Annotated in this window: 21 protein-coding genes; 8 read left to right on the forward strand and 13 right to left on the reverse strand. The window is 64.7% G+C overall.

Going from position 1 to position 26,464, the window contains the following annotated elements; translation table 11 throughout:
• Nucleotides 1-6 precede the first annotated feature (6 nt).
• Nucleotides 7-1,575, reverse strand: a complete 1,569-nt coding sequence (locus CO675_RS04250) for an NADH-ubiquinone oxidoreductase-F iron-sulfur binding region domain-containing protein (RefSeq protein WP_097670715.1) — start codon at nucleotides 1,573-1,575, stop codon at nucleotides 7-9.
• On the reverse strand, nucleotides 1,572-2,048 hold the full coding sequence (locus CO675_RS04255) for a formate dehydrogenase subunit gamma (RefSeq protein ID WP_097670716.1): 477 nt from the start codon (nucleotides 2,046-2,048) through the stop codon (nucleotides 1,572-1,574). Before CO675_RS04255 ends, CO675_RS04250 begins: the two co-directional genes overlap by 4 nt.
• A 255-nt stretch (nucleotides 2,049-2,303) precedes the next feature.
• On the opposite strand from CO675_RS04255, the gene CO675_RS04260 reads away from it, so the two are divergent.
• From CO675_RS04260 to mdoH, 3 genes are all read left to right on the forward strand, one after another.
• Nucleotides 2,304-3,200, forward strand: coding sequence for a LysR family transcriptional regulator (locus CO675_RS04260; RefSeq protein ID WP_097670717.1), 897 nt, complete (start codon nucleotides 2,304-2,306; stop codon nucleotides 3,198-3,200).
• Between the two features lie 205 nt (nucleotides 3,201-3,405).
• Nucleotides 3,406-4,872, forward strand: a complete 1,467-nt coding sequence (locus tag CO675_RS04265) for a glucan biosynthesis protein G (protein WP_097670921.1) — start codon at nucleotides 3,406-3,408, stop codon at nucleotides 4,870-4,872.
• Nucleotides 4,860-6,980 carry a glucans biosynthesis glucosyltransferase MdoH gene (gene mdoH, locus CO675_RS04270; RefSeq protein WP_097670718.1) on the forward strand — a complete coding sequence of 707 codons (2,121 nt, stop codon included), beginning with the start codon at nucleotides 4,860-4,862 and terminating at the stop codon, nucleotides 6,978-6,980. The genes CO675_RS04265 and mdoH overlap by 13 nt, the downstream gene beginning before the upstream one ends.
• Before the next feature lie 9 nt (nucleotides 6,981-6,989).
• Here the strand turns inward: mdoH and CO675_RS04275 are convergent, their stop codons facing one another.
• Together CO675_RS04275 and CO675_RS04280 are read right to left on the reverse strand one after the other, a co-directional pair.
• Complete coding sequence (locus CO675_RS04275) at nucleotides 6,990-9,311, reverse strand: sensor histidine kinase (RefSeq protein ID WP_097670719.1); 2,322 nt, start codon at nucleotides 9,309-9,311, stop codon at nucleotides 6,990-6,992.
• Between the two features lie 192 nt (nucleotides 9,312-9,503).
• Complete coding sequence (locus CO675_RS04280; protein ID WP_097670720.1) at nucleotides 9,504-10,892, reverse strand: cation-efflux pump; 1,389 nt, start codon at nucleotides 10,890-10,892, stop codon at nucleotides 9,504-9,506.
• 453 nt (nucleotides 10,893-11,345) lie between these two features.
• On the opposite strand from CO675_RS04280, the gene CO675_RS04285 reads away from it, so the two are divergent.
• The 3 genes from CO675_RS04285 to CO675_RS04295 all read left to right on the forward strand — a co-directional run bounded on the left by CO675_RS04285 (nucleotide 11,346) and on the right by CO675_RS04295 (nucleotide 13,652).
• On the forward strand, nucleotides 11,346-11,942 hold the full coding sequence (locus tag CO675_RS04285; protein ID WP_097670922.1) for a TetR/AcrR family transcriptional regulator: 597 nt from the start codon (nucleotides 11,346-11,348) through the stop codon (nucleotides 11,940-11,942).
• A 69-nt stretch (nucleotides 11,943-12,011) separates the two neighbouring features.
• The gene (locus tag CO675_RS04290; protein WP_097670721.1) at nucleotides 12,012-12,863 is read left to right on the forward strand and encodes a DMT family transporter; all 852 of its coding nucleotides are present in this window, start codon (nucleotides 12,012-12,014) and stop codon (nucleotides 12,861-12,863) included.
• 294 nt (nucleotides 12,864-13,157) lie between these two features.
• Entirely contained in the window at nucleotides 13,158-13,652 is a 495-nt protein-coding gene (locus CO675_RS04295) for a septal ring lytic transglycosylase RlpA family protein (RefSeq protein ID WP_198964471.1), read from the forward strand.
• Nucleotides 13,653-13,828: 176 nt separating this feature from the next.
• Here the strand turns inward: CO675_RS04295 and CO675_RS04300 are convergent, their stop codons facing one another.
• From CO675_RS04300 to CO675_RS04335, 9 genes are all read right to left on the reverse strand, one after another.
• On the reverse strand, nucleotides 13,829-14,797 hold the full coding sequence (locus tag CO675_RS04300; protein ID WP_097670722.1) for a zinc-binding dehydrogenase: 969 nt from the start codon (nucleotides 14,795-14,797) through the stop codon (nucleotides 13,829-13,831).
• Nucleotides 14,798-14,975: 178 nt separating this feature from the next.
• Nucleotides 14,976-15,971, reverse strand: a complete 996-nt coding sequence (locus tag CO675_RS04305) for an NAD(P)H-dependent flavin oxidoreductase (RefSeq protein ID WP_097670723.1) — start codon at nucleotides 15,969-15,971, stop codon at nucleotides 14,976-14,978.
• Nucleotides 15,972-16,219: 248 nt separating this feature from the next.
• Nucleotides 16,220-16,654, reverse strand: coding sequence for a CBS domain-containing protein (locus CO675_RS04310; RefSeq protein ID WP_097670724.1), 435 nt, complete (start codon nucleotides 16,652-16,654; stop codon nucleotides 16,220-16,222).
• A gap of 307 nt (nucleotides 16,655-16,961) precedes the next feature.
• A complete protein-coding gene (gene oxlT / locus CO675_RS04315; RefSeq protein ID WP_097670725.1) occupies nucleotides 16,962-18,281 on the reverse strand; it encodes an oxalate/formate MFS antiporter in 1,320 nt (439 codons plus the stop codon).
• Nucleotides 18,282-18,521: 240 nt separating this feature from the next.
• Complete coding sequence (gene oxlT / locus CO675_RS04320; RefSeq protein WP_097670726.1) at nucleotides 18,522-19,817, reverse strand: oxalate/formate MFS antiporter; 1,296 nt, start codon at nucleotides 19,815-19,817, stop codon at nucleotides 18,522-18,524.
• Between the two features lie 256 nt (nucleotides 19,818-20,073).
• Complete coding sequence (locus CO675_RS40870; protein WP_198964472.1) at nucleotides 20,074-20,211, reverse strand: hypothetical protein; 138 nt, start codon at nucleotides 20,209-20,211, stop codon at nucleotides 20,074-20,076.
• Nucleotides 20,212-20,402: 191 nt separating this feature from the next.
• Complete coding sequence (locus CO675_RS04325) at nucleotides 20,403-24,119, reverse strand: autotransporter domain-containing protein (RefSeq protein WP_097670727.1); 3,717 nt, start codon at nucleotides 24,117-24,119, stop codon at nucleotides 20,403-20,405.
• Nucleotides 24,120-24,442: 323 nt separating this feature from the next.
• Nucleotides 24,443-24,874, reverse strand: a complete 432-nt coding sequence (locus CO675_RS04330; RefSeq protein ID WP_143278874.1) for an autotransporter domain-containing protein — start codon at nucleotides 24,872-24,874, stop codon at nucleotides 24,443-24,445.
• The gene (locus tag CO675_RS04335; RefSeq protein WP_097670729.1) at nucleotides 24,847-25,353 is read right to left on the reverse strand and encodes a DUF2147 domain-containing protein; all 507 of its coding nucleotides are present in this window, start codon (nucleotides 25,351-25,353) and stop codon (nucleotides 24,847-24,849) included. Before CO675_RS04335 ends, CO675_RS04330 begins: the two co-directional genes overlap by 28 nt.
• 134 nt (nucleotides 25,354-25,487) lie before the next feature.
• Here CO675_RS04335 and CO675_RS04340 point away from each other — a divergent pair, with 134 nt between their 5' ends.
• Both CO675_RS04340 and CO675_RS04345 read left to right on the forward strand, forming a co-directional pair.
• The gene (locus tag CO675_RS04340) at nucleotides 25,488-26,045 is read left to right on the forward strand and encodes a DUF2975 domain-containing protein (RefSeq protein ID WP_158231181.1); all 558 of its coding nucleotides are present in this window, start codon (nucleotides 25,488-25,490) and stop codon (nucleotides 26,043-26,045) included.
• A gap of 5 nt (nucleotides 26,046-26,050) precedes the next feature.
• Nucleotides 26,051-26,299: a helix-turn-helix domain-containing protein gene (locus CO675_RS04345; protein ID WP_097670731.1), complete on the forward strand. Its 249-nt coding sequence runs from the start codon at nucleotides 26,051-26,053 to the stop codon at nucleotides 26,297-26,299.
• Nucleotides 26,300-26,464 lie beyond the last annotated feature (165 nt).

Genomic DNA, 26,464 nt, shown 5'->3' on the forward strand with positions numbered 1-26,464 from the left:
TCCTTGCTATTCTGCGGCCTGCAGCCGGGCCAGTGCGGGACCTAGATCTCCGCCGAAATCTTCCCGGAAGTGTTTCAGTGCGCTCATCACCGGGTAGGGCGTGAAGCCGCCGAGCGCGCAGAGCGAGCCGAACTTCATCGTGTTGCAGAGGTCTTCGATCACGGCGAGGTTTTCCGCCACGCGCTCGCCATTGATGATCTTGTTGATGGTCTCGACCCCGCGGGTCGAGCCGATCCGGCACGGCGTGCACTTGCCGCAGGATTCGACAGCGCAGAATTCCATCGCAAAGCGCGCTTGCTTGACCATGTCGACGGTGTCGTCGAACACCACGATGCCGCCATGGCCGATCAGGCCGTCGCGCGCGGCGAATGCCTCGTAGTCGAACGGCGTGTCGAACAGCGCGCGCGGGAAGTAGGCTCCGAGCGGACCGCCGACCTGCACCGCGCGCACCTCTCGCCCGGTGAAGGTGCCGCCGCCGATCTCGTCGACGAGCTCGCCGAGCGTGACGCCGAACGCAGTCTCGAAGAGCCCGCCATATCTGATGTTGCCGGCGAGCTGGATCGGCATCGTGCCGCGCGAGCGGCCCATGCCGAAATCGGCATAGGCCTTGGCGCCGTTGTCGAGGATGAAGGGGATCGCCGCGAACGACAGCACGTTGTTGATCACGCTGGGGCGACCGAACAGGCCCTTGTGCGCCGGCAGCGGCGGCTTGGCCCGCACGATGCCGCGGCGGCCCTCGAGGCTTTCCAGCAGTGAGGTCTCTTCGCCGCAGACATAGGCGCCGGCGCCGACCCGGACCTCGAGATCGAACTCGTGCTTGGTGCCGCCGATGCGCTTGCCGAGGAAGCCGGCGCGGCGGGCGGCAATGATCGCCGCGTTCATCGCCTCGACCGCGTGCGGATATTCCGAGCGAATGTAGATGTAGCCCTTGGTGGCGCCTACCGTGATACCCGCGATCGTCATGCCCTCGATCACGACGAAGGGGTCGCCTTCCATGATCATGCGGTCGGCGAAGGTGCCGCTGTCGCCTTCGTCGGCGTTGCAGACGATGTATTTGCGGTCGGCGCAGGCCTGCGCCACCGTCTTCCACTTGATGCCGGTCGGGAAGCCGGCGCCGCCGCGGCCGCGCAGGCCCGACGTGGTGACGTCGGCAAGGATCTGGTCGGAGCTCAGCGTCAGCGCCCGCTCCAGGCCCTTGTAGCCGCCATGGGCGCGGTAGTCGTCGACCGAACGCGGATCGACCACGCCGCAGCGTACGAAGGTCAGTCTGGTCTGGCGCTTCAGCCAGGGGATCTCGTCCGTGCCACCAAGCCGCAGGGCGTGCTGGCCGTTGCCGGCCATCGCATCGAGCAGCGACGGCACGTCCGCCGGCGTCACGGGGCCGAACGCGATGCGGCCCTGCGCGGTCGAAAGCTCGACCATCGGCTCCAGCCAGCACAGCCCGCGCGAGCCGTTCCTGATGATCTCGATCGCCGCGCCACGCGCGGCTGCGGCCTGTGCGAAGGCGAGGGCGACATCGTCGGCGCCGACGGCGACCGCCGCGGCATCGCGGGGGACGTAGACTCGCATCGTCATCGCTGTGCCTCCGCGACCAGCGCGTCGATGCGCGCTTCATCGAGCCGGCCAATCAGCCGGCCGTCCAGCATCGCCGAGGGTGCGGTGGCGCAGAGCCCGAGGCAGTAGATCGGCTCCAGCGTCACGCGCTCGTCCGCCGTGGTATTCCCGAGCGACACGCCGAGCCTGGCCTCCGCCCGTGCCGCAAGCCGATCGCCGCCGGCAGCCTGGCAGGCCTCGGCGCGGCAGAGCTTGAGGACGTGGCGTCCGGCCGGTTGCTTGCGGAAGTCGTGGTAGAAGGTGAACACGCCGTGCACTTCGGCGCGCGACAGATTGAGCGCTTCGGCGACGATCGGGATCGCGGGCTCCGGCACGTAGCCGAAGGCTTCCTGCAGCGCGTGCAGGATCACCAGCGTGGCGCCTTCAAGCCCGGCATGCTCGGCGATGATTTCCGCGCCGCGCGCCTTGTCCCAAGGTTCGTATCCCACCGTCATCAGCGCTTCTCACGATCGATTTTTGCTCTGCACATCAGAATTGGAATCCTTCGAAACATCAATAAAGCTGTCTCATGCGGCGATTGCGAAACGCGATTAATAGCGTTGCCGAATGGACCGATCCGGGATTGCAATAAAGGTCTGGAATCACGCACTTCCGGGGCGCTTTGGATTTCGGGATCGCACCCCGATCGTGCTACCTATGGACGCGTCGGGCAGCCATCTGGGGCGCCATTTTCCGAAGGGGTTTGAACCTTGATCGACAAGCTGGAACTTCTGCTGGCGCTGGCCAAGGAACGGCATTTCGGCCGGGCTGCGGAGGCCTGCGGGGTCACCCAGCCGACGATGTCGACCAGCCTCAAGCAGCTCGAGGAAATCCTCGGCGTCATGCTGGTGCAGCGCGGATCCCGCTTCCAGGGTTTCACGCCGGAGGGCGAACGGACGCTGGACTGGGCGCGGCGCATCGTCGGCGACACGCGCGCGATGAAGCAGGAGATCAACAGCCTCAAGGACAAGCTGTCGGGCGAGATCCGGATCGCCGCGATCCCGACCGCGCTCGGCATGGTGGCCTCGCTCACGACGCCGTTCCGGGCGCGCCATCCGGACGTGCGGTTTCGCATCCAGTCCTGCACGTCCGCCGACGTGCTCGGCCTGCTTGAAAATCTCGAGGTCGATGCCGGGCTGACCTACATCGAGAACGAGCCGATCGGCAAGGTCCGCACCATCCCGCTCTACAACGAGAGCTATCGCCTGCTGACGGCGCCGGATGCGATGTTCGGCGACCGCAAGCAGGTGACGTGGAAGGAAGTCGGCACCGTGCCGCTGTGCCTGCTCACGCCCGACATGCAGAACCGTCGCATCATCGATCGCGCGCTGACCTCGGTCGGCGCGGAGGCGACACCGTCGCTGACGTCGAACTCGCTACTCGTGCTCTACACCCACGTGAAGACCGGACGCTGGGCCAGCGTGATGCCCGCCAAGCTCGCCGAGACGCTCGGCCTCGCCGATGCCGTGCGCAGCATTCCGATCGTCGATCCGGTGGTGGACTACAGCGTCGGCCTCGTGATCCCGCAGCGCGATCCGATGACGCCCTTGATCGCGGCCCTGGTCCAGGTCGCGCGCGAGGTCGCGCCGAAGCTGGAGAGTGCGTAAGCGCGGCAATCGAGGCGCTTCCACGACGGTTCCCTTCAGACGATCGCCGCGCCTCGGCGCGCGGCGAAGCAATCGTCCTGCGCGCCCGGCAATAATGGAACTCAGCGACAGCTGAGCGGTTTCATTGCGGCGTCCCGGTCAGCAAGCAGGAGCCGATTTGAATCGTCGCCAGTTACTCCACCGATCGGCCATGTTGCCGGCACTGATGCTCTTACCGCAGCGGGAGGCCGCTGCGGCAGGGAACACGGCTGATGCACCCTTCAACCCGTCGATGGTGAGGGAGCTTGCCCGCAATCTCGCCAGCAAGTCGTTCGAGGCGCCGGACGAGAAGTTGCCGAATGGCCTGACCGACCTGAACTACGATCAGTACCGCTCGATCCGTTTCGTGCCGGAGCGCGCGTTGTGGCGCGGCGCGAGGCTGCCATTCGAGGCGCAGTTCTTCCACCGCGGCTTCTTCTACAAGAACAAGGTCAAGATCTTCGAGGTCGCGGACGGCAAGGTCAGCGAAGTCAGCTACGGCAAGGACATGTTCTCGTTCGGCGAGACCGTGCCCGCGTTCACCGAGACCGATCTCGGCTTCGCCGGATTTCGTATCCACGCGCCGATCAACAAGCCGGACTATTACGACGAGGTCTGCGTCTTCCTCGGCGCGAGCTATTTCCGCGCCGTCGCGAAGGACGAGACCTATGGCCTTTCGGCGCGCGGCCTGTCGATCGATACCGGCGAGGCGAAGGGCGAGGAGTTTCCGTTCTTCAAGGCTTTCTGGCTCGAGCGGCCCGTGCCCAACGCGACATCCCTTGTGATTCACGCGTTGCTCGACAGCAAGAGCTGTGCCGCGAGCTATCGCTTCACGATCAGGCCGGGGAAGACCACGGTGTTCGATGTCGAGGCATCGCTGTACCCGCGTGCCGATCTCGAGCATGCCGGCGTTGCGCCGATGACCAGCATGTTCTTCTTCGGGCCGAACGACCGCAACGAGGTCGATGACTTCAGGCCGTCGGTGCACGATTCCGACGGGCTTGCGATCTACAACGGCAGAGGCGAGAGCCTATGGCGCCCGCTGAGCAATCCGCGCGACCTCCAGATCAGCACGTTCCAGGATATCAATCCGCACGGCTTCGGGCTGATGCAGCGGGAGAAGAATTTCTTCGCCTATCAGGACATCGAATCGAGCTTCGAGAAGCGCCCGAGCCTGTGGGTCGAGCCGATCGGCGATTGGGGCGAGGGCGCGGTCATCCTGTTCGAGATTCCGACCAAGGAGGAGATCCACGACAACATTGCCGCGTTCTGGCGGCCGAAGGCGCCGCTCAAGGCCAAGAGCGAGACCAATCTCACCTATCGCCTGCACTGGGGACCTGACGCGCCGAAACCGCACTCGCTCGCGCGCTTTACGCGCAGCGGCATCGGCGCCCATGGCGAGAACAGCAAGCTGTTCGTGCTCGATCTGTTCGGCGACAATCTGAAGGGTGTCGATCCCAAGAGTATCAAGGGCGTCGTGTCGGCCGAGAAGGCCGAGATCACGAACGTCGTCACGCAGCCGAACCCGAATACGGGCGGATGGCGGCTCAGCTTCCAGTGCGCCGTCAAGAAGGAGCCGATCGAGCTGCGCGCCCATTTGGCGCAGGATGACAAGCCGCTTTCGGAGATCTGGGTCTATCGATGGGCGCCATAGTCACGTCGCCTCGTCCCGAGGTCGCGGCAGCGGCCCGAGGCTTCCTGCCACGAGAGAGCCCGCTTGCGATGGCGGCGGCCGACCTCGGCCAGCCGCCGCGCGCGGTGAGCAAGCCGGTGTCGGTCGGTGCGGGCATGTTCATGCGCCGCGCGTTCGTGATGATGCTGACCGTCGCACTGACTGGCGCAGGCGCCTACGAGATGTACATGGTGGTCCAGGTCGGCGGCGTGACGATCATGGAAGGCATGGTACTGGTGCTGTTCGTCGCGCTGCTCGCCTGGATCGCGTTCTCGTTCGCCTCGGCGCTGGCCGGCTTCTTCGCGCTGCTTCGGCGCAACGGGAATGCCCTGCCGATCCGCGACGACGGTCCGTTGCCACAGCTTGCGAGCCGGACCGCAGTGCTGCTCCCGACCTACAACGAGAATCCGTATCAATTGATGGCGCGCCTGCAGGCCATCTACGAGTCCATCGAAGCGACTGGACAAGCGGACAGCTTCGACTGGTTCGTGCTGAGCGATACCCGCGATCCAGATATCTGGATCGCCGAAGAACAGGCGTTCATTGCGCTCAGCGATGCTTGCGGCGGTGGGCGGCTCTATTACCGGCATCGCGCCGACAACACCGCGCGGAAGTCCGGCAATGTCGGCGAGTGGATCACGCGATTTGGCGGCGCCTACCAGTTCATGATCGTGCTCGACGCCGACAGCCTGATGTCGGGCGACACCATCGTGCGGATGGTCCATGCCATGGAGACCAATCCGCAGGCGGCGCTGCTGCAGACGCTGCCTGTCATCGTCAACGCGCGCAGCCTGTTCAGCCGCCTGCAGCAGTTTGCCGGCCGGCTCTACGGGCCGATGGTCGCGGCCGGCGTCGCATGGTGGCACGGCTCCGAGGGCAATTACTGGGGGCACAACGCCATCATCAGGATCCAGGCATTTGCGGAGCAGGCGGGGCTGCCGGAACTCTCCGGGCGCAAGCCGTTCGGCGGGCATATCCTGAGCCACGATTTCGTCGAAGCGGCACTGATGCGGCGCGCCGGCTGGGGCATCTACATGGCCCCGATGCTCGGCGGCAGCTTCGAGGAGGTGCCGCCGTCGCTGCTGGATTTTGCCGCGCGCGACCGGCGCTGGTGCCAGGGCAATCTGCAGCATCTCGCGGTGCTGACCACGCGCCGCCTGCACTGGATCTCGCGGCTGCATTTCATGACCGGGATCGGCTCTTACATCACCGCGCCGCTTTGGCTTGCGTTCCTGCTGCTCGGAATCCTGATCTCGTTGCAGGCGCGCTTCATTCGCCCCGAATATTTCCCGAAGGGCTTCTCGCTGTTCCCGAACTGGCCGGCGCAGGATCCCGTGCTCGCCGCGTGGGTGTTCGGCCTCACGATGGCGCTTCTGATCGTTCCGAAGCTGCTCGGCTTCATCCTGTTGCTGACGCGGTCGGACACGCGCCGGCAATTCGGCGGCGGCTTCCGGGCGCTTGCGGGCGTGTTCGCCGAGGTGCTGATCTCGGCGATGGTCGCTCCGGTCATGATGGTGTTCCAGTCGATCGCCGTGGTCGAGATCCTGCTCGGCCGCGATGCCGGCTGGCAGACGCAGCGGCGCGACGATGGCGAGGTCGAGCGGCGGGAGCTCTATCGGAAGTACGGCGTCCCGACCGCCTGCGGTGTCGCGATGGCGATCAGCGCCTGGGCGGTGGCAATGCCGCTGCTGTTGTGGATGTCGCCGGTGATCATTGGCCTGCTGTTCGCGATCCCGATCGGGGCCTGGACGGCGAAGCCGGCGATGCGTGCGCTGTTCATGACACCGGAGGAGGTGAGGCCGCCGAGCGTGCTGGTCCGTGCCAACGAACTGGCGGCGTCGCCGGCTCACGCATCGGCGCCCGCGCTGGCGACGTTGCGGCAGGATTCCGGGCTGCTGCATCGTCATCTCGCATCGCTTCCGGCGGCGCGACGTGGCGGTCCGGGCGACATCGACCTTGACCTCGCTGTGGCCCGCGCGCGGATCGAGGCAAGCGACAGCTTCGACGAGGCGGCCCGCCATCTCACGCCGCGAGAGACGCTGGCCGTTCTCGGTGATCCGGCGTTGCTGGAAGCGGTACTCGCGAAGTAGCGTGGGGGCTCAGGCCGCTTCGGGCAGTCTGGTCTGCAGGGAGCGCGGATCGCGCGGTAGGGTGACGCGGACGACGGTGCCGACGCCGAGCTTGGAGCGCAGCTTCATCGAGCCGCCGTGCAGGTTGGTGAGCGAGCGCGCGATCGCCAGGCCCAGGCCCGAGCCCTGGTAGCTCTTGGTGAGCTGGCTCTCGACCTGCTCGAACGGCTTGCCGAGTCGCCGCAGCGATTCCGGCGCGATGCCGATGCCGCTGTCGGCGATCAGCAGCACGATCGAGTCATCCAGCATCTCGCCGCGCACCAGCACGCGGCCGTGGTCGGGCGTGAACTTCACGGCGTTGGAGAGCAGGTTGACGATGATCTGCTTGACCGCGCGGCGGTCGGCGACGACCGAGATCGTGCTTTCGATATCCGATTCCAGCGACAGGCCCTTGTGCTCGGCGCGGCCGGAGACCACCCGCAGCGACTCCGCGAGGATGCCGGAGAGGTCGAGCGGCTCCATGTCGAACTTCATCCGGCCGGCTTCGATCTTCGACATGTCGAGGATGTCGTTGATGACCTCGAGCAGGTATTTCCCCGAGGTCAGGATGTCGTGGCAATACTCCGCGTATTTGTCCGAGCCGAGCGTTCCGAACAGGCCAGAGCCCATGATCTCGGAGAAGCCGATGATGGCGTTGAGCGGCGTGCGCAGCTCGTGGCTCATATTGGCGAGGAATTTCGACTTCGCGGCGTTGGCGTCCTCGGCGCGGGTCTTTTCCTGCGAGTACTTCTCGGCGAGGTCGGCGAGCTCGACGGCCTGCCGCTCCAGCTCGGATTGCGAGCGTTGCAGGTCGATCACGCTGGCGCGCAGGCGCAGATCGTTGTCGACCAGCTTCTGCTCGTGCGCCTTGATGCGGGTGATGTCGGTGCCGACCGAGACGTAGCCGCCGTCCTTGGTGCGGCGCTCGCTGATGTGCAGCCAGCTGCCGTCGTCGAGCTGCGCCTCGAAGGTGCGGGCGCCGGGCGCCGGCACGCCGCTCTCGTGCAGGCGGGTGCGCACCTCGGGCATGCTGCCGACCTCGATCACCGTCTCATAGGATGTGCCGGGGCTGACGGCGCTATCCGGCAGCTTGTGCAGCCGCTGGAAGTGCGAGTTGCAGAGCACCAGGCGGTCCTCGGCATCCCAGAGCACGAAGGCCTCCGGAATCGTTTCGATGGCGTCGCGCAGCCGGAGGTCGGCTTCCACCGACTTCTCGGCGAGGCTCTTCTGTTCGGTGATGTCGACGGCGATGCCGATCAGGTGCAGGCCGCTGTCGGCCGCGGCGTGGCTGAGCTCGCAGCGCACGCGCAGCCAGATCCAGTGGCCGCCGACATGGCGCATGCGGAAGCTCTGGTCGATGTGATCGATCTTGCCCGAGATCAGCTGCTCGGCGATGTCGAACAGATTGATGTCGTCGGAGTTCACCAGCGCGTTGACCTCGCCGAAGGTGAGGAGGTCGTTGCGGCTATCGAGGCCGAGCAGGGTGAACATCGACTGCGACCAGAAGATCCGGCCGCGCGACAGGTCCCAGTCCCACAATCCGCAGCGGCCGCGATTAAGCGCGGTGTCGATCCGGCCGCGCACGGCGTCGTTGATCAGGTCGCCCTCGCGGGCGCGGGTCGATTGCCAGTGGAAGGCGAAGCCGAGGATCAGCACCACGAAGCTCGTGGTCGCCGACAGCGTCACCGAGAGCGCGGCGTCCGATCCCCAGATCGGTTCGTTCATCTCCTGGATGACGACGACCTGGCCGGGCAGCGACTTGACGAGCTGCGAGATCGCCAGCGCGCCGGTGCCGCCCGGCAGCGTCATGTCGCTGACCGCGCCCTGCTGGCCCGGTGCGATCAGGAGCTGCGCAGTGGAGACGATGTCGAGGACGCGGTCGTTCTCGCCGGCGCCGTCGATCGGCACGCGCGCCAGCACCCGATGGTCGGCGCTGGTGATGATGACGTGGCGGCCATTGGCGATGCCCCAGGACGGAATGAGATCCGGCAGCAGCTCCTGCATCCGATCGATATTGGCGAGCCGGTCGCGCCGCACCGAGGTCAGGCGGTCGAGCCGCTCGGCGAGGATGTCGGAGAGCGCGGCGAGGTCGCGCTTCATTGCGCCGCGCTTCTGCCGGTTCTGGTCGATCACCTGGACGAAGGCGCCGAGGCAGATCGTGATGAGGAAGGCGATGATCAGCGTCGGGACAGCGCGGCGCAGTGCAGGCTCGGCCGTCAAGAGCCTGTGATAGGCCGGTTTCGCGATCGACTGCGCCAATCCCTTGATCGAATCGGATTGGACACAAGCGTTCGCTGCATGCGCGCGCGCCATGCCTTAGACCCCCATCTAAGCTGATGATTTACCCGGATCGGATGCTCCCCACGTCGCATCCGAATCATGATGATTTGAATCCAGATTTCCCGGGCTGTCGAGAGTCAACGATTCGTTAATGCGAAAAAATTCTTGTCCAAGAGAGAATCATCGGGCGCAAAGTGAGTCCGAAACAGGAACGGCTCCGTAGAATTACGCGCGCGTCGGTTCTGCGTGACTGATTACACGCTTCACGGTGGGGAACGTGCGACGCAGCTTGCGTTCGATCTCGTCGACGTTTTCGTGCACCTTGATCACACTCATCGAGGGCTCGGCGCGGCAATGGAAGTTGACGATCTCGCCGGCGTCGGTGTTGCGGACCCGCACATTATGGATGTCATGGATCGCGCCGCCATCGGCAAATCCGGTCAGTGCGGTCTTGATGGCTTCGACGCGGTCGGGCGCGGCGTCGGTTCCCCACGGCAGTTCCGGCTCGAGCGGCTCGATATGGGTGTCGACCTCGACGTCCTCGCCGAAGTCCTCGCGGATCGCGCGCTCGAGCTCGTGGGCGATGTCGTGAGCGGCGTCCAGCGCCATGCCGCTGTCGACCTCGAGGTCGATGCCGACGATCAGCTTGCCGCCGATGTCGTGCACGGTGACGTGGTGGATGGCGAGGCCGGAATTGCGCGCGATCACCATGATGCGCTCGCGCACGCTCTCATTGTCGCGCGCCACCGGCACCGCGGTGAAAGTGAGATCTGCGTCGCCGAACGCCTTGGTCATCGCCTCTTGCGCCCGCCGCTTGATGTCCTCGACGCGGTCGATCGGGTAGGTGCGCGGCACGGCGGCGATGGCGTCGATAAAATGCGTGGCGCCGACCATGCGGACTCGCAGCCGCTCGACATCGACGACGCCGGGCACGGCCTTGATGGCCGCGGTGGCCTTTTCCAGCGCGCCTTCGGGCGCGCGGTCGAGCAGGGTCTCGACCGTCTCCCGCGCCATGCGCAGGCCGAGCAGGGCGATCATCACGGCAACCGCGATGGCGGCTGCGGCATCGCCCCACCAGAAGCCGAAGCCTGCCAGCACCAGGCCGACGATGACCGCCGCGGATCCCATCACGTCGGAGGCGAAATGCAGCGCGTCGGCGGCGAGCGCCTGGCTCTTGGTGTCGCGCGCCGCGCGGTGCAGCGCGCGGGCACGCCATAGATTGACGCCGATATCGATGACGAGAACGATGAACGGAATGGCCGAGATCGACGGCGGCGGCGCGCCCTCGCGCAGATGGCTGTAGGCCTGCACCAGGATGCCGCCGGCCAGCACATAGAGCAGGGCGATGACGAAGAGCGCCGAGACGCTCTCGAACTTGCCGTGGCCGTAATGATGCTCGGCGTCGGCGGGCTGGTCCGATACCCGCACCACCGCCCAGGTGATGATGGTGGCGACGAGGTCGATCGAAGAGTGCAGCGCCTCGGAGATCAGCGCCAGCGATCCGATGGCGATGCCGACGACGAACTTCGCCGCGGCCATGCTGCCGCTGGCAAGAATCGAGATCGCGGCGACGGTTGTCTTGGTGTTGGGTGCGCTGGTGCTGGAAGAGCTCATGGGCGGCGGTGTAGCAGGCCAACCGTGAACATCAAGTGTCAGTCGTCACGCGCAATCGCCACTCACTTGCAATTGCATCTTTGCGCCCCCAACATCACGCCGCGTCCTGGCGGATGCCAGGACCCATAACCACAGGTTGCGTTGTTGAAGCGAGTTGGCGCAACTGCATCGCGTCATGACCCGCATTCGGGGTAGTCCTGTCTCGCGCGCAATTGTTATGCGACGTGTCAGCCATACATCCTCGTTCTCGCGGCGCGTTTCCTCCGAATTTTGCAGAAGTGGTGGAATGGATTCCGGGCTCTCCGCCTAGCGAGCCCCGGAATGACGAAAGGAAACTGGTCCGCCGCACTCTGCGCGTCCCATCCTAAGCGGCAGTCGAAAATCACCTGAAACGATCACTTGCGATATATGGACCGATCGGTTTATATATCGACCATGAGCCGCCAGACCACCATGCAGGCGCCCCGTGGCCGCCCGCGAAGCTTCGACATCGACGCCGCCGTCGAACGCGCGATGAATGTGTTCTGGTCGCGCGGCTATCACGCCACGGCACTGCCGGACCTGCTGCGTGCGACAAAACTCTCGCGCGGCAGCCTTTACGCCGCTTTCGGCGACAAGCACACGCTGTTCCTGCGCGCACTCGATCGCTACATTGCCGACGCCCTGACCCGGATGGATGACGAACTCGATCCGCGCAGAGATCCGGTCGATGGCCTGCGGGCCTACCTTGCCGGGTACGTCGAGCGCGCGTGCGGTGCCCATGGCCGGCGCGGTTGCCTGTTGGTGGCGACGGCGATGGAGCTGGCTGGCCAGGATCCCGAGGTTGCCCGTCGCTTCGCGAGCTTCTTCAGAACCATGGAGGCCAGGGTGGCGGACGCATTTTCCCGTGCGGAGACCGCGGGCAAGCTGGCCGCCGGCGTCGAGCCTTCGAGTGCCGCCCGAATTCTGATCTGTTTCCTGTGGGGGCTGCGCGTGGTCGCCAAAACGGCTCCGGCGCGCACCACGTCGCAAGCCACCGCTGACGCGCTGCTCGATCGCTTCCTCAAGTAAGGAACCCGTGCACGCCTCCGCTCTTGGCGTGCCGATATATGGACCAATCGGTCTTGAAAGGAAGATGCCATGTCTGCCATCCAGATCGTCTGCGCGGTGGCCGTTCCCTTGCTCTGGGGTTATCAGTTCGTGGTCATCAAGGTCGGCGTCACCGAGTTTCCGCCGCTCTTCTTCCTCGGACTGCGCTTCCTGGCCATCGCGCTGCTGCTTGTGCCGTTCGTCAGAAGGCCGAAGCGCCAACAGTTCGGCCCTGTCGCGGCAATTTCGGTTTTCCTCGGCGGACTGAACTTCGGGCTGTTCTATGTCGGCCTTGGGCTCGGCTCGGGAAGCCTGTCGGCCGTCGCCTATCAACTCGCCCCGCCCTTCACCGTGCTGCTCGCCTGGCCGCTGCTCGCGGAGCGGCCGTCCCTCGTCACATCCGTCGGCGTGGTGCTGGCATTCGTCGGCGTGGTCGTGCTGGCGGCGGGGCCGGGACTGTCGGCAAATGTGCTGCCGCTGCTGCTTGTGGTCGGGGCAGCGTTCGCATTCGCGGTCTCCACCGTCCTGACCAAGCGCTACGGCCCGTTCGATCCCCTGATGTTGATGGGGTGGTCGTCGCTGTTCACGGTGCCGCAGGTGATGCTGATGTCGCTGCTGCTGGAATATGGACAAGCGGCGAGCCTTGTCACGGCGGATCAGCGTGGCTGGCTGGCGCTGGCCTACACCGTCTTTATCGGCGGCATTGTCGGGTTCGGCCTCTGGTTCTGGCTGATCGCGCGTTGCTCGATGGGGCGTGTTGCCCCCTTCGGGCTGCTGCTTCCGGTGTTCGCCTTGATCTTCAGCGTGATGTTCCTTGGCGACAGCGTGACGCCGAAGCTGATTGTCGGAGGATTGCTTGCAATCTCCGGCGTTGCCATCACGCAAGTCAGACCGAGCGCGTAAGGCGGTTGGGCGCGTAGGATAGGTAGAGCGCAGCGAAACTCATCATCAAGTAGCGCCAGGATGCCATCCCGCGCTGTCGAAGAAGTTCCATTCAGTCATGCTGCTGACGCATTCTCTGTCTTAGTCGGCGAGAACTAAAAACACTGTGTGGGACTGCCTAGTTTCCACAATGGTTCCGTCGCCGGAATTGGCGCGAATCCGCAGGGAAATGGCACGAGTGAACGCCGTCGCGTTGGCTCGACATCTCTTGCGGGAACTGGAACCGAACAATCGAGAAAATTCAATCAAGGAGTTATGATGCTGTTCGGCTTGAGCGCCGCAACTTGCGGCGCCCTGGTTGCGCTCGCCATGTCTGGCACCGCTGCTCGAAGTGAAAACAATTCGGTTCATTCAAGCGCCGTCGTCAATGCCGCTTGTGAGGATGCGATCGTGGGCGCTGCATCCATGTACGATCCGTTCAAGCCCGGTAGGGAGGAGGGCGGCCCGAGCACAGCTTCCGGCGAGCGCTATGATCGTTCGGCCTGGGCGGCCGCCATCAAAACGAGCTTGCGTCAGAAGTTTGGTGGGGTCCAATTCGGCGCGAGGCCGAAATATGCCCTGGTCGAGGCTGTAGGCAAGAAGGTCATCGTCAAGATAAATGACGTGGGGCCACTACGGCCCGGCCGCATCATTGACCTCAACGAGCGGGCGATGCGCTATTTCGATCCAAGCCTGGAGCTCGGGGTTATTCGCGATGTAAAGGTTAGCCCGCTTGCAGGGGATTATTGGAGTCCAGGACCGGTCGGATGAATATCGCACGCACTTGCGCACCTGAGGGCAGCCTGAAGGGCTGGGCCCGGAATCCATCGAGCTGCAGTACAAGTGGTCGAATGGATTCCGGGCGCTCGCTTCGCGAGGCCGGGAATGACGACGGAGAGGTGAGCTGCCATTCGCCCTACGCGCTCCCCACGTTTCGTGCCCAACAGTTACAGCGTCACCACGATCTTGCCGAGGTGCTTGTTGGCTTCCATGTGTTCGAACGCCTTGCCGATGTCGGCGAATTTGTAGACCTGGTCGATCGGCAGCTGCAGCTTGCGCGCCTCGACCGCGGGCCAGATATCCTTGCGTACCTCGTCGAAGATTTCTCTGACCTCCTCGATCGAGCGGGTGCGGAAGGTGACGCCGATATACTGGATGCGGCGCGCCGCATGCAGGTCGAAATTGAAGTCGCCATGGGTGCCGCCGAGTCGGCCGACATTGACGATACGGCCCTTGACCTTGGTCGCCTTGAGGTTCTGGTTCGCGACCGGTCCCGAGACCTGATCGACGATCAGATCGACGCCTTCGCCACCCGTTGCCTGCAACACCTGATCGACCCAGCCGGGATCCTTGGAATCCACCGCGAGATCGGCGCCGAATTCCTTTAGGCGCCCGCGGCGCATCGCATCGGTCGAGGATCCCGCCACGAGCTTGGCGCCCTTGAGCTTCGCGATCTGCATCGCCATCAGCCCGACACCGGAGCTCGCGCCCTGGATCAGCACGGTTTGGCCCGCCCGCAGCGCGCCATTGGTGACGACCGCATTGTGCATGGTGGCGAGCGCGACGGGCAGGGTGGCGGCCTCGTCGAAGTTCATGTTCGAGGGGCTGCGGAACAGCCTGCCGTGATCGGCTAGCGTGTATTCGGCGAACGCCGCGCCGCCGGAGCCCATGATCTTGTCGCCGACCTTGACGCCCCTGGCGTCGGGGCCGAGCTCGGCGACCTCGCCGGCCCATTCCATGCCGAGCACGGTGCCGACGCCGCCGGCGGCACCGTGGGCGTGGCCCTTGGTCATGCCGAGATCGGCGCGGTTCAGCCCGCAGGCATGAACCTTGACCAGCACCTGGGTGCCCTTCGGCACGGGCTTGGCGACGTCGGTGATCTCAGGGCCATTGGCGCCGTAGACATAGGCTTTCATGGGCTTCTTCTCGTTTGTGTTTTTTGATGCGAGATGAACTCGAATAGATCTTCCATCATCCTGAGGTGCGAGCTCTTGCGAGCCTCGAAGATGCGCGGCCCGGCCGGTGGCCGTCGACCCTTCGAGGGCCGCTGAAGGAGCGGCCACCTCAGGGTGACGGATCACACCGCCCCAGGCCTTACTCCGCGGCCTGGCGCTTGCCCACCGATGTCATGCGGTCCAGCCGCTCGCGGATGATCGCTTCCGCCTCGTGGACGATGCGCGACACCAGTTCGGCGCAGGACGGAATGTCGTGGATCAGTCCCTGCACCTGGCCGGCCGACCAGATTCCTTCGTCGGCATCGCCGGTCGCGTAGACCATCTTGCCGCGGGCGCCGGCGACGAGCTCGCGGACGTCCTCGAACTTGGCACCTTCCTTCTCCATCTGCACGACCTTGGTCGAGATCGCATTCCTGGCGACGCGCGAGGTGTTGCGCATGGTGCGGAAGATCAGCTCGGTCTCGCGCTCGTCATTGGCGACGATGCGTTCCTTGACCAGCTGATGGATCGGGCTCTCCTTGGTGCACATGAAGCGCGTGCCCATGTTGATGCCTTCGGCGCCGAGCGCCAGTGCTGCGACGAGGCCGCGGGCATCGCCGAAGCCGCCCGAGGCGATCATCGGGATCTTCACCTTGTCTGCGGCGGCCGGAATCAGGATCAGACCGGGGGTGTCGTCCTCGCCGGGGTGTCCGGCGCATTCAAAGCCGTCGATCGAGATTGCGTCGGCGCCCATCCGCTCGGCGGACAGCGCGTGGCGCACGCTGGTGCATTTGTGCAGCACCTTGACGCCGTGCTTCTTGAACTCGTCGACATGTTCCTGCGGCTTGTTGCCGGCGGTCTCGACGATCTTGATGCCGCTCTCGATGATGGCCTGGCGATACTCGGCGTAAGGCGGCGGCTTGATCGCGGGCAGGATGGTCAGGTTGACGCCGAACGGCTTGTCGGTCAGCTCGCGGCAGCGCGCGATTTCCTTGCGCAGATCGTCCGGCGTCGGCTGCGTCAGCGCGGTGATCATGCCGAGCGCGCCGGCATTGGCGACGGCGGCGACCAGCTCGGCGCGCCCGACCCATTGCATGCCGCCCTGCACGATCGGGTGGTCGACGCCGAACATCTCGGTGAAGCGTGTCTTGATCATTCTGCCCTCGTTTCCGTCAGAATTTTCCGCGACGCGGACGGCCGCGCACGGTGTTGTTTTTGGATGTCGAGGGAAGGATGCAGTCCTGTCCGGCAAATGTCTACCGGCGACCTGCGGCGTGCCCATGCGGAAATGACGGGGCGCGCAGGTCAGGCGAGGGTGGGGCCGAAAGCTTCCGTCAATTGCTCAGGCGCCGTTGAACCAAACACACGGCGCCTGGCGGAGAGCTAGGGCAATCGAGATACTTGTTACGCCGGCACGGCCTGCTTGTTCAACGCGGAGGTTTCCTCGTCGAACGCGGCCGCGATGTCGCGCATGCTGACGACGCCGATCAAGCTGTAATTGTCGATCACGGGCACGTGGCGAATGTGGTGCTTGGTCATGAGATGACGGATGTGCTCGAGCGTGTCGCTCGAGGTGCACGACACCAACTGCTGCACCGAGACCAGCTGCGACACCTTCATGCTGGCGCCGGCCGCGCCGTGCTCGGCAATCGCGCGCACCACGTCGCGCTCGGTGAACATGCCGACGGCGGTGTTGCCCTCGGTGCGAACGACATCCTTGACCACCAGCGCGCTGATATTGCTGGCGCGCATCAATTGCGCGGCGATCGCCACCGTCTCGTTCATGCGAACCGTGGCAACGCGAGGGGTCTTCTTGCGCAGGATATCTCCGACTTGCATGGCAACCTCCTTGGTTATCGTTGGCAGGATTCTGGTATACAAAATGCCAATTGTCAACGTGGCCGTTGGAGAAATCTACCACCCTGAAACTGCCGAAATAGGCAGAGTCGCTGACGTTTCAGACGATTGTGACCTGGTGTGAGCGGGTAGGCCACCACACCCTCCGCGCGCCTCTGGCATCTGGCATCCCTGTTGGGCCAAACGAAAGAGGCGCACCGAAGTGCGCCTCCATCAGCTCGGCAGGAAGTCCCGAAATCAGGCCGTCATTTCAGGCCGACATATCAAGCCGACATATCAAGCCGACATATCAAGCCGTCTTGGCATTCGTTGCGGTCTCGGCTGCGGCGGCTGCAGCCTCGTTGCCGTTGATGAAGGCACGGCGCATCGGCTTGATCACGAACAGCGCCATCAGCGCCGCGGTGGCATTGAGCGCGACCGCGATCACGAACACCGCCTGCCAGCCGTAGCTGGCGGCAACGATGCTGGCGGCCGGCACCAACAGCGCAGCGGTGCCCTTCGCGGTGTAGAGCATGCCGTTGTTGGTGGTCGCGAACTTCGAGCCGAACGTGTCGCCGGAGGTCGCCGGGAACAACGAGTAGATCTCGCCGAACACGCCGAAATAGACCGCGGTTGCCAGCACGAACACCAGCGGGTTGTGGCCCCAGGTCGACAGCGTCAGCAGCATCAGCGCGCCGGTGCCGAACGCGATGAACATGGTGTGCTCGCGGCCGATATTGTCGGAGACCCAGCCGAAGAACGGCCGACCGAAGCCGTCGAAGATGCGGTCGAGCGAGATCGCAAAGGTCAGCGCCGCCATCTGGAAGCCGGCGAGCGAGACCGGCGTGGTGGCGATCTTGTAGTCGTGCGCGATCGGCGCGATCTGCGCCGCCGCCATCAGGCCGCCGGAGGCGACCATCACGAACACCAGATACATCACCCAGAAGATCGGGCTGCGCAGCACCTGCGGCGGCGTGAAGTCGATCTTGGTCTGCGGCAGGTTGAGCTGCTTCTTCTTCGGCGGGATCGTCACCGCGGGCTTCTGGATGAAGAAGGCGAGCAGGAACACGATCAGGCCTTGTCCGATGCCGAAATCGAAGAACGCAGTCTGATAGCCGCTCGAGGCGATCATGTTGGCGATCGGCACCACGGTCAGCGCCGCGCCGGCGCCGAAGCCCGCGGCGGTTGCGCCGGCGGCGAGGCCACGGCGATCGGGAAACCATTTCAGCGCATTGCCGACGCAGGTGCCGTACACCGAGCCGGCGCCGATGCCGCCGATCACAGCCGCGGCGTAGAGCAAAGTGAGTGAATCAGCGTAGGAGTTCAGCACCCAGGATAGCGTGATCATGACGCCGCCGAACATGATGACGATCCGCGGGCCGTATTTGTCGACGAACCACGCTTCGACCGGCACCAGCCAGGTCTCCGTCACCACGAAGATCGTGAAAGCGAACTGGATCGCCGCGCGGCCCCAGTGATGCGCGCCGTCGATCGGATCGACGAACAGCGTCCAGCCGTATTGCAGGTTCGCGATCATCGCCATGCAGACGATGCCCATCACGAGCTGAAGCCAGCGAAAGCCACTGGACGAAGGTTGTGCTTGTGTTACGGCAGCATTGCTGGAAACCATCAAATCCTCCCGAGCGCGCCTGGTCTTTGTTGTGACCCAGTGTCGCAATTCTTGTGGCGTATCGTCGCAAGCGCTTGGTCGGAGGTTGGTATACTATATTCCAGAAAGCAAGCCTATCTTTCTGCTGCGACGCAGCAAAACTGGCATACTTTGGGCTGATCGGGGCTCACGACGGGATGCCGGAAAATGAAAACGCCCGGCGTTGGCCGGGCGTTCGTCAGCAGATGAGCCGCGCGTTGCTTAAGCCATCGCCGCCGATTTCTCGACCACGATTTTCCGCCACGGTTTCAGCACGGCGATCGCGAGCAGCGAGGCAAGGATGTTGGCGCCGGCTGCGATGATGAACACGTTGTCCCAATGGCCCGACGACTGCTGCATGTAGTTGGCGATCGGCACCAGCAGCGCTGCGGTGCCTTTCGCGGTGTAGAGCAGGCCGGCATTCGTGGTCGCGAATTTGGCGCCGAAGGTGTCGGTGCAGGTCGAGGGGAACAGCGAATAGATCTCGCCCCAGGCAAAGAACACGAAGCCCGAGAGCAGCACGAACCACACCGGGTCGTGGCCCCAGAGGTAGAGCATCCAGATGCCGAAGCCTTCCATGCCAAAGGCGATGAACATCGTGTTCTCGCGGCCGATCATGTCGGAGATCCAGCCGAAGAACGGACGCGTCAGACCGTTGAGGACGCGGTCGATGGTCGCCGCGAAGGTCACCGCCGTCATCGTCACCGCCATCAGCGTGACCGGCACGCTGTCGACCTTCCAGTCGACCGCGATCGGCTTCAGGTTCGCCGTCACCATCAGGCCGCCGGCACCGACGATCACGAACATGAAGTACATCAGCCAGAAGATCGGCTGCCGCAGCACTTCGGTCGGCTGATAATTACGCCGGGTCTGGATGATGTTGGCATTCGCCACGACGGCCGGCACCTGTCCAGCCTTCGGCGCGAGCAGGAAGAAGGCGAGCAGCACGATGATGATGCCCTGGCCGAGACCGAAATACAGGAAGGTGGTCTGGAAGCCGGAGTCCTTGATCATCGCCTGGATCGGCGCGACCGTGAGTGCGGAGCCTGCGCCGAAGCCGGCTGCGGTGATGCCCGCCGCAAGCCCGCGCTTGTCGGGAAACCATTTCAGCGCGTTGCCGACGCAGGTGCCATAGACGCCGCCGGCGCCGATGCCGGCGATGATCATGCCGAGATAGTAGCCGTTCAGCGAGGTCGCCTGCGCGTTGATCGCCCACCCGATCGCGCAGAGGATGCCGCCGATCAGCACGACGAGGCGCGGACCGTATTTATCGACGAACCAGCCTTCGACCGGCACCAGCCAGGTCTCGAACAGCACAAACAGCGTGAAGGCCCACTGGATCGATGCGCGATCCCATCCAAACTTCTTCTGGATGTCGGGGACGAAGAACGTCCACCCGTATTGATAGTTTGCGATCATCACCATCGCGGCGACGCCGATCGCAAGTTGCGTCCAGCGATAGGTATCGCTGACACGCGCGGCCGCGGGGGCCGCTGTTGCCTGAACCATGTCCGACATTGATCCTCCCAGTGCGCGCTTTGTCATTCTGCTTGTGGCGCGGCTCAGTCATCTTGGTATTTGATATGCCAAGGTTCAAGCTGTCGCAGAGGTCGCGTGCGCATATGCCGCAGAGCACTGAAGGCGGTCACCGCAGCGAGAGTAATTCAGCGCGCAAAAAAATGGCCCCGAAAATCGGGGCCATTGGTTGAAGGTTCAATGTCAGGTCGCATCTGGCGCCGAACGTCTCGGTGCAGCGCGCGAGGAATCGCAGGCCTCAGAGGCCGAAGCGCGGCAGGTCGCCATTGCGGTTGGAGATCTCCGCGCTCTTCATCAGCAGGCGGTCGATCGTGGCCATCAGGCGGCCGAACAGGGTGGAGGAGGGCGCGAGCGTGAGTGCGGTGGTCTTGGACATTGGTGTCCCCTTTGGCTGCAGGGCCAGCAACGGGCCGGCTCATCATCTGCAGTCAAATTATGTATACCAGATGCCAGAGACAACGAGTTTGTTTGCATAGCAGCATGGACGATGGTGCAATGCAGCAAGATGGGCCGGTTGGCATCCCAGACCGGTGCAAAGAGGCAGGCGGAACCGACAGGGCCTGTGGGTCAGAATTTCCAGCTAAAACTGGCCTTTACCGAGTGATCCTGCACCCGGTCGGCGAGCTGGCCGACATAGGCGATGCCGACGCTGGCCTGGGGCGTGACCCGCAGGTCGAGCCCGCCCTCGACCAGCGCCGCGTTGCGCGCCAGCGGCACGCCGGCCACCGTGGAACTGGTTCCGAGATTCTGGAACGCAAGCGCCGCGGTCGGCGTCACGTCACCGAAGGCGTATTGCCAGGCCACCGAGGCCCGCGGCGTCAGCTGCATGCCGCCCGTCAGGGCGAAGCTCGTGGCGATGCGGGCGCCGAGCGAGGAATAACCGACATCCTGGTTGCTGCCGGCCCCGCGCAGCGCAGCAGCGCCGCTGCCGCCGGTCTCGGCAAAACCATCGGTGTCGAGATGAGCCCAGGCGAGGCCCGCGAACGGCTCGACCGCGACCTTGCCGAGGTTGAAGCCGTAGCCGATCTCGCCGAACGCCTGTGCGGTGGTCGCGTTGTAGCGCGCACGCGCCGCGTCGAAGAAGCCCGGGAAGATGATCGAGCGGCTGGTGTCGAGCGTGCTGAAGCTTGCGCCGGCACCGCCGCGCAGATTGAGCGCACCGTAGCTCGCGCCGACATAGCCGGCGAGGTGCGCGGTTTCGATATCGGCCGAACTCGAGCGGTCACCGATGCGCAGGGACGAGCTGGTGTAGCCGCCGGCGATGCCGGCGATCCAGTTCGGCGCGAAGCGCCGATCGACGCCGCTGAAGAAGCCGGCGAGGTCGCGCGTCATGCCCGCCGCATTGCCGTCGCCGTTCAGCCGGCCCCAGGCGCCTACGCCCTGCGCCCAGAATGTCGTGTCCGGTAGCGGCGCAGGACGGGCGAGCGGCGGCGCCTTGATCGGAAAGCCAGGACGGCTGGTGCTGGCATAGGCGAGCGCGGAGGAGGCCGCCATCGAGTCCATCGCAGCGAGTTGCGGACCACCGGTGCCGAGCGCGGCCATCGGCCCCGCACTGTCGGCGAACGAGGATTGCCGCAGCCGGCCGAGCACAGCGTCGCGCAGGTAGCGCGAGTCATCCAGCATCGCGGTCTGCGCGCTGGCGTGGACTTCGCCGGAGAGCGCATCGAACGCCTGCCGCGCACCGGCGGCGCCCTGGTTCAGCACGGCGATCATCAGCGGATCGCGCTGCTGTCCGCTCGCGTCGAGTGCGCCGGCGACAGCGATCTGGTTCGGCGTGTTCGCGACGCTCGTCAGCGACGTGGTGTTGCGGGCGAGCGTCAGGAAAACGTCGTTGGCGTCATAGCTCAGCGTCGGGGTGAGGAAAATCAGGCTGCTCGTGACGTCGCTGAACGTGCCGTTCACGCCGCCATTCGCGGTGAGGATGGTGTAGACGGTCTGCGGCGCATAGGTGCCGGTCTGCGCCAGCGCCAGCACATTGCCGCCGGCAAGCGTCGCGGTGCCGGTGGCCGCGATCTTGTCGGATTGGCCGGCCGCATTGGCTTCGACCTGGTAGATCGAGCCGGTTGCGAAGGAAACGTTGCCGGCGACATTCAGCGTGCCGATCGAATTGCCCGGCGCGACGATGCCGCCGGTATAGGCCGTGATACCGCCAACAGTGCCGATGCCGCCGAGCGTGCCGCCATTGTAGACGGTCACGGCGCTGGCGAGGCTCGCGCCGGCGTGGCTGTCATCGCCGACCACGAGCTTGCCGGCATCGACGCTGGTCGCGCCCGTATAAGTCGACTGGCCGTTCAGCGTCAGCGTGCCGAGGCCGAGCTTGACGACAGTGCCCGTACCGCTGATCGCACCGGTGAAACCGACAGCGTCCGCGCGATTGAAGGCGAGCGTGCCATTGTTGACGACGTCGCCGGTGATCGCACCGGTGGTGCCGCCGTCACCGAGCTGCAGCAACCCCTGGGTGATCGTGGTGCCGCCGGTGTAGGTGTTGGTGCCGGTCAGGATCGTCGCGCCGGGGCCGCGCTGAACGAACGCACCGCTGCCCGAGATGTTGCCGCTGAGCGTATAGCTGCCGGCGCGGTTCACCGCGAGGATGCCGTTGTTGGTCACGTCGCCGGTGATGGAGCCGGTGGTGCCGCCGTTACCGAGCTGCAGCGTGCCGGCGGCGATGGTGGTGCCGCCGGTGTAGCTGTTGGTGCCCGCAAAGGTCAGGGTGCCGGCGCCGGACTTGGTCAGTGCACCGTTGCCCATAAATCCGTTGCCGACGACGAAATTGTTGCCTGCAGCAGCAATGTCGAAGCCGCCGCCGTTCCAGTTGATGGTCCGCGACGTTCCGGTGAAACTCGTGCCGGTCACCTGCAGGGTGCCGCCGTTGAAGGTGAGCGCGCCGGAGGTGGCGCCGAGATTGGTCTCGGCTGACACCGACAGCGTGCCGGCTGCGAGCATCGTGCCGCCGGTGTAGGTGTTGGCGCCGGAGAGGACGATTGTGCCTGTACCCGTGATCGCCACGCTGCCCGCGCCGGATACCACGCCGGTGACGGAGAGACCTGATGCGGCCGAATTGAACGTGACACTGGAGGTGGAGCCGAGCGCAACGTTGTTGCCGAGCGACAGGCCGTTGTCTTGTGCGGCAATCGTTGCTCCGGCACCGCCGATCAACTGGATGTCGCCAACGATCGTCGAGCCCCCGAACAGGTTCAGGCTGTTGCCGATTCCACCGAAGCGGATCGCGGCCGTGTGAGTCACGCCATCACTGTTGAGGCCGCCGCTGATCGTGCCGGTATTGTTGATGGTGCTATTTCCATTGGTCATGATGCCGACGCCGGCGGCACCTGTGCCGGTCGCGGCACCGCCCGTGATGGTGCCGGTGTTGCCCAGCGTATTGTTGCTGCTGACCAGATTGACGCCGGCGCCGCTGCCGCCGGCGCCGGCTGCTCCGCCAAGGGAGCCGATCCCGCCGCTGCCGCCGGCGCCTCCAGTAATGCTGCCTGCGTTGCTGATCGACGTTCCATCGCCGAGCACCAGCAAACCGTCGCCGCCACCACCGCCGCCGCCGCCCAATCCGTTGCCGCCGCCGCCGGCGCCGCCTTGTCCTCCCGCAGTCGTCCCCGCATTCGAAATGAAGGCACCAGCTGCGGTGGAGATCACGCCCGCGCCACCGCCGCCGCCACCGCCACCGCCGCCGGCGCCGCTAGAACTTCCGCCAGCACCGCCGTTACCGGCGTTGACTGTCACTCCACTATTGACGGTCAGTGATGTGCCCGAAAAATACACCCCGGTGCCGCCACCACCGCCGCCGGACCCAAAATGAAATCCGTCCGGTCCGGTGTCGCCGGTCACGCCGGTGGTTGGTGTTGTCACGACAGCCGTTCCGGATGGTGCGGAGCCCGGCGCGCCGCCGTTTCCTCCAGCGTTCTCGCCCGCGCCGCCGATTCCTCCGGCGCCGCCGCTTCTGGGGCTGCCGGGCACTTGCACGGTGTCGGGGCCCACCAGGATGGTGCTGTTGCCGCCGACGCCATTGCCGTTGCCGCCGTTGCCGCCACGCCCAAGCCCGCCACCGGGGTTGGGACCACCGGCAGCGCTGCACGCCGTGGTGTCAGCCGTGCAGGCCGCCTGGGCGTGAGCCGGCAACGTCAGGCCGGTCGTGCCGAGAATCAGCGCAAGCGGCGAGACCGTGGCAAGGGTACGAAAATATCTCGCGCGCGACTTCGCATCGAGACGGGCGGCCTGCGCGCCACCGAACTGTCCTACAGCGAATTCCTTCGCCGCGTATTCCCGTGTAGTCACCGCATTTCAGCCCTGGCAGCCTGTAGATGTGGCGGCTTTCATCGGGCCAGCGCTTGCCGAGCCCTGATGATGTCGCGCGACGTGTCGGGAGTCGACACCGTCGACAGATTCCGCAATGGACCACAATCTTGCCACCACCCAAAAGGGTACATCAACGTGCGCGCGTACGATCAGCCGGCGGGCGAGGCTTTGCTGCAACAGACCGGTTCCGCAATCGCCGCGAATTGCGCGCAAAATCGAATCAAAGCTGTCGTTCTTCCCGCTAGCGGGAATAGCATGATGATTGCAGCTGCTCGGCCTCGACGACGAACTCAAAACCGTCGTCAGAACTTCCGGCTGAAGTTGCCCTTCACCGAATGATCCTGCACCCGATCGGCAAGCTGTCCGACATAGGGGATGCCGAAGCTTGCCTGCGCGGTGATACGCAGATCGAGCCCGCCTTCCACCAGTGCCGCATTGCGGGCGAGCGGCACGCCTTTCACCGTGAAGCTTGCGCCGGTGCTCTGGAACGCGAGCGCCGCGGTCGGCGAGACAGGTCGGCGAACGGCGGCGTGGTGTGCGCGATCACGATCGCGGCCCGCCGGCTGCCGCCGCTGTGGAAGCTCGGCCTCGAGGGCTGAGACGCTGGCGACATCGCTGCAAAAAAGAAAGGCCGCCGAATGCGGCGGCCTTGAGTGACTGGGTTTGCTTTTCTTCTTGGCCGATGAAGGGTCGGGGCCAGATCCCTTCACCGCGTCCAGTCTTCGCCCGCGCACAGCGTTCCCATGCAGCCGCGAACGTTCAGCGTGCCCGACGACACCAGCGTCACCGAGCTCTCATAGGTCTTGCCGTCATCGGCGTTGTAGATCCTGCCGGCCCATTTGTTCGGGCCTGCGGGCTGCATGTTGATGAAGAGCGAGATGCCCATCACCGGCCGGGTCCGCTGCGCGGGATCGGCATTCTTGTCGTCGCGCTGCGGCTTGCCGGTGGCCTTGTCGGTCGGCTCCTTCAGCCAGACGACGCGGCCGCACAGCGCGCTGCCGCAGCGCTGGACCTTGATCCTGGCGTCACCGGATTGGGTCAGCCAGACGCCGGCCGGATCGTTGGCCTTGTCGGTGGCTTTGGCGGCATCGGCGGCGCTGCCGAGCAGTGGAATGTAGAACGCTGCCACGATCAGGCGGCGCGCCAGGTGCGCGTGAATCAGCTGTTTCAGGGCCCTTCGGAGGCCGTCATTATCTGGGGGTAACGTCATCATCCACCTTCTTCATGAAAAATTTCATGATAAACATGAAATAAATCACGTTTAAGGTTGAGTCAACAACATTACCGCAGCATGATGCTTTCAGGCCGTATGGCCGGCACGGGCAAAAAATTATTCGGATGGATGTGATGAGGAAATCGGTTCGCGAGCAGCGCCAGCTTTGGTTTCGCCGGCTCGATTGGGCGTTCTGGGCGATCTGGGCCGCCCTCCCGGTGGTGCTGTGGCTGGCCTATTACCGCACCACGACCGCGCCGGTCACGATCGCGGAAAGCCTGAGCGGCGAGCAGGCGAAGTGCGCCAGCATCGTCGCCAACCCGCTCACCATGTCGACCATGGGCCGGCTGCTGTTCTGGTCGCTGTTTGCGCTTGGGGTATCGTTTTACGCCGTGCTGATCGGCATGCTTCATCGGATGGTGAATCGATTCGCGAACGGCCGGATTTTTGTGTCCGAGACACTGCAGGGTATCTGGTGGATGGGGATCTTTCTGGTGGTCTGGCCGTTCGTCGATACGATCACGACCAACGCGGTGATCTATGTCTTGTATCGGATCGGCGACATCAAGTTCCTGCTGCTGAACTACAACCTCGATGTCGGCACCATCGCAGGCGGTGTGTTCCTGATGGCGCTGAAGTTCGTGCTCGAGCACGCCATCCTGCTGCAGTCCGAAAACGATCTGACGATCTGAGGGTGATGTTCGTGCCCATCGTGGTCAACCTCGATGTCATGCTCGCAAAGCGCAAGCGCCGCCTCGGAGACCTCGCGGACGCGATAGGCATCTCGATTCAGAACCTGTCGATCCTGAAGACCGGCAAGGCCAAGGCGATGCGCTTCTCCACGCTGTCGGCGATCTGCCGCGAACTGGACTGCCGGCCCGGGGACATTCTGGAATATGTGCCGGGCGATGAGGGGGACGACGCGAAGAGCGGTGCGGGCGGTTGATCAGGTTCGTGATCGGCTGCGCCTCAGCGATGGTTCGCGCAACATCAGATAGCTCGCAAGGCTTCACAGTGCGATGGGAGTGGAAGAGCTTGGGCGCGAGACGTGCCGCTACCGCGCCGGCGGCTAAATCGACTTGCGCGTGTTCATCCTGTTTCGAGACTTGAT

The sequence above is a fragment of the Bradyrhizobium sp. C9 genome (assembly GCF_002532045.1).
Taxonomy (GTDB): domain Bacteria; phylum Pseudomonadota; class Alphaproteobacteria; order Rhizobiales; family Xanthobacteraceae; genus Bradyrhizobium.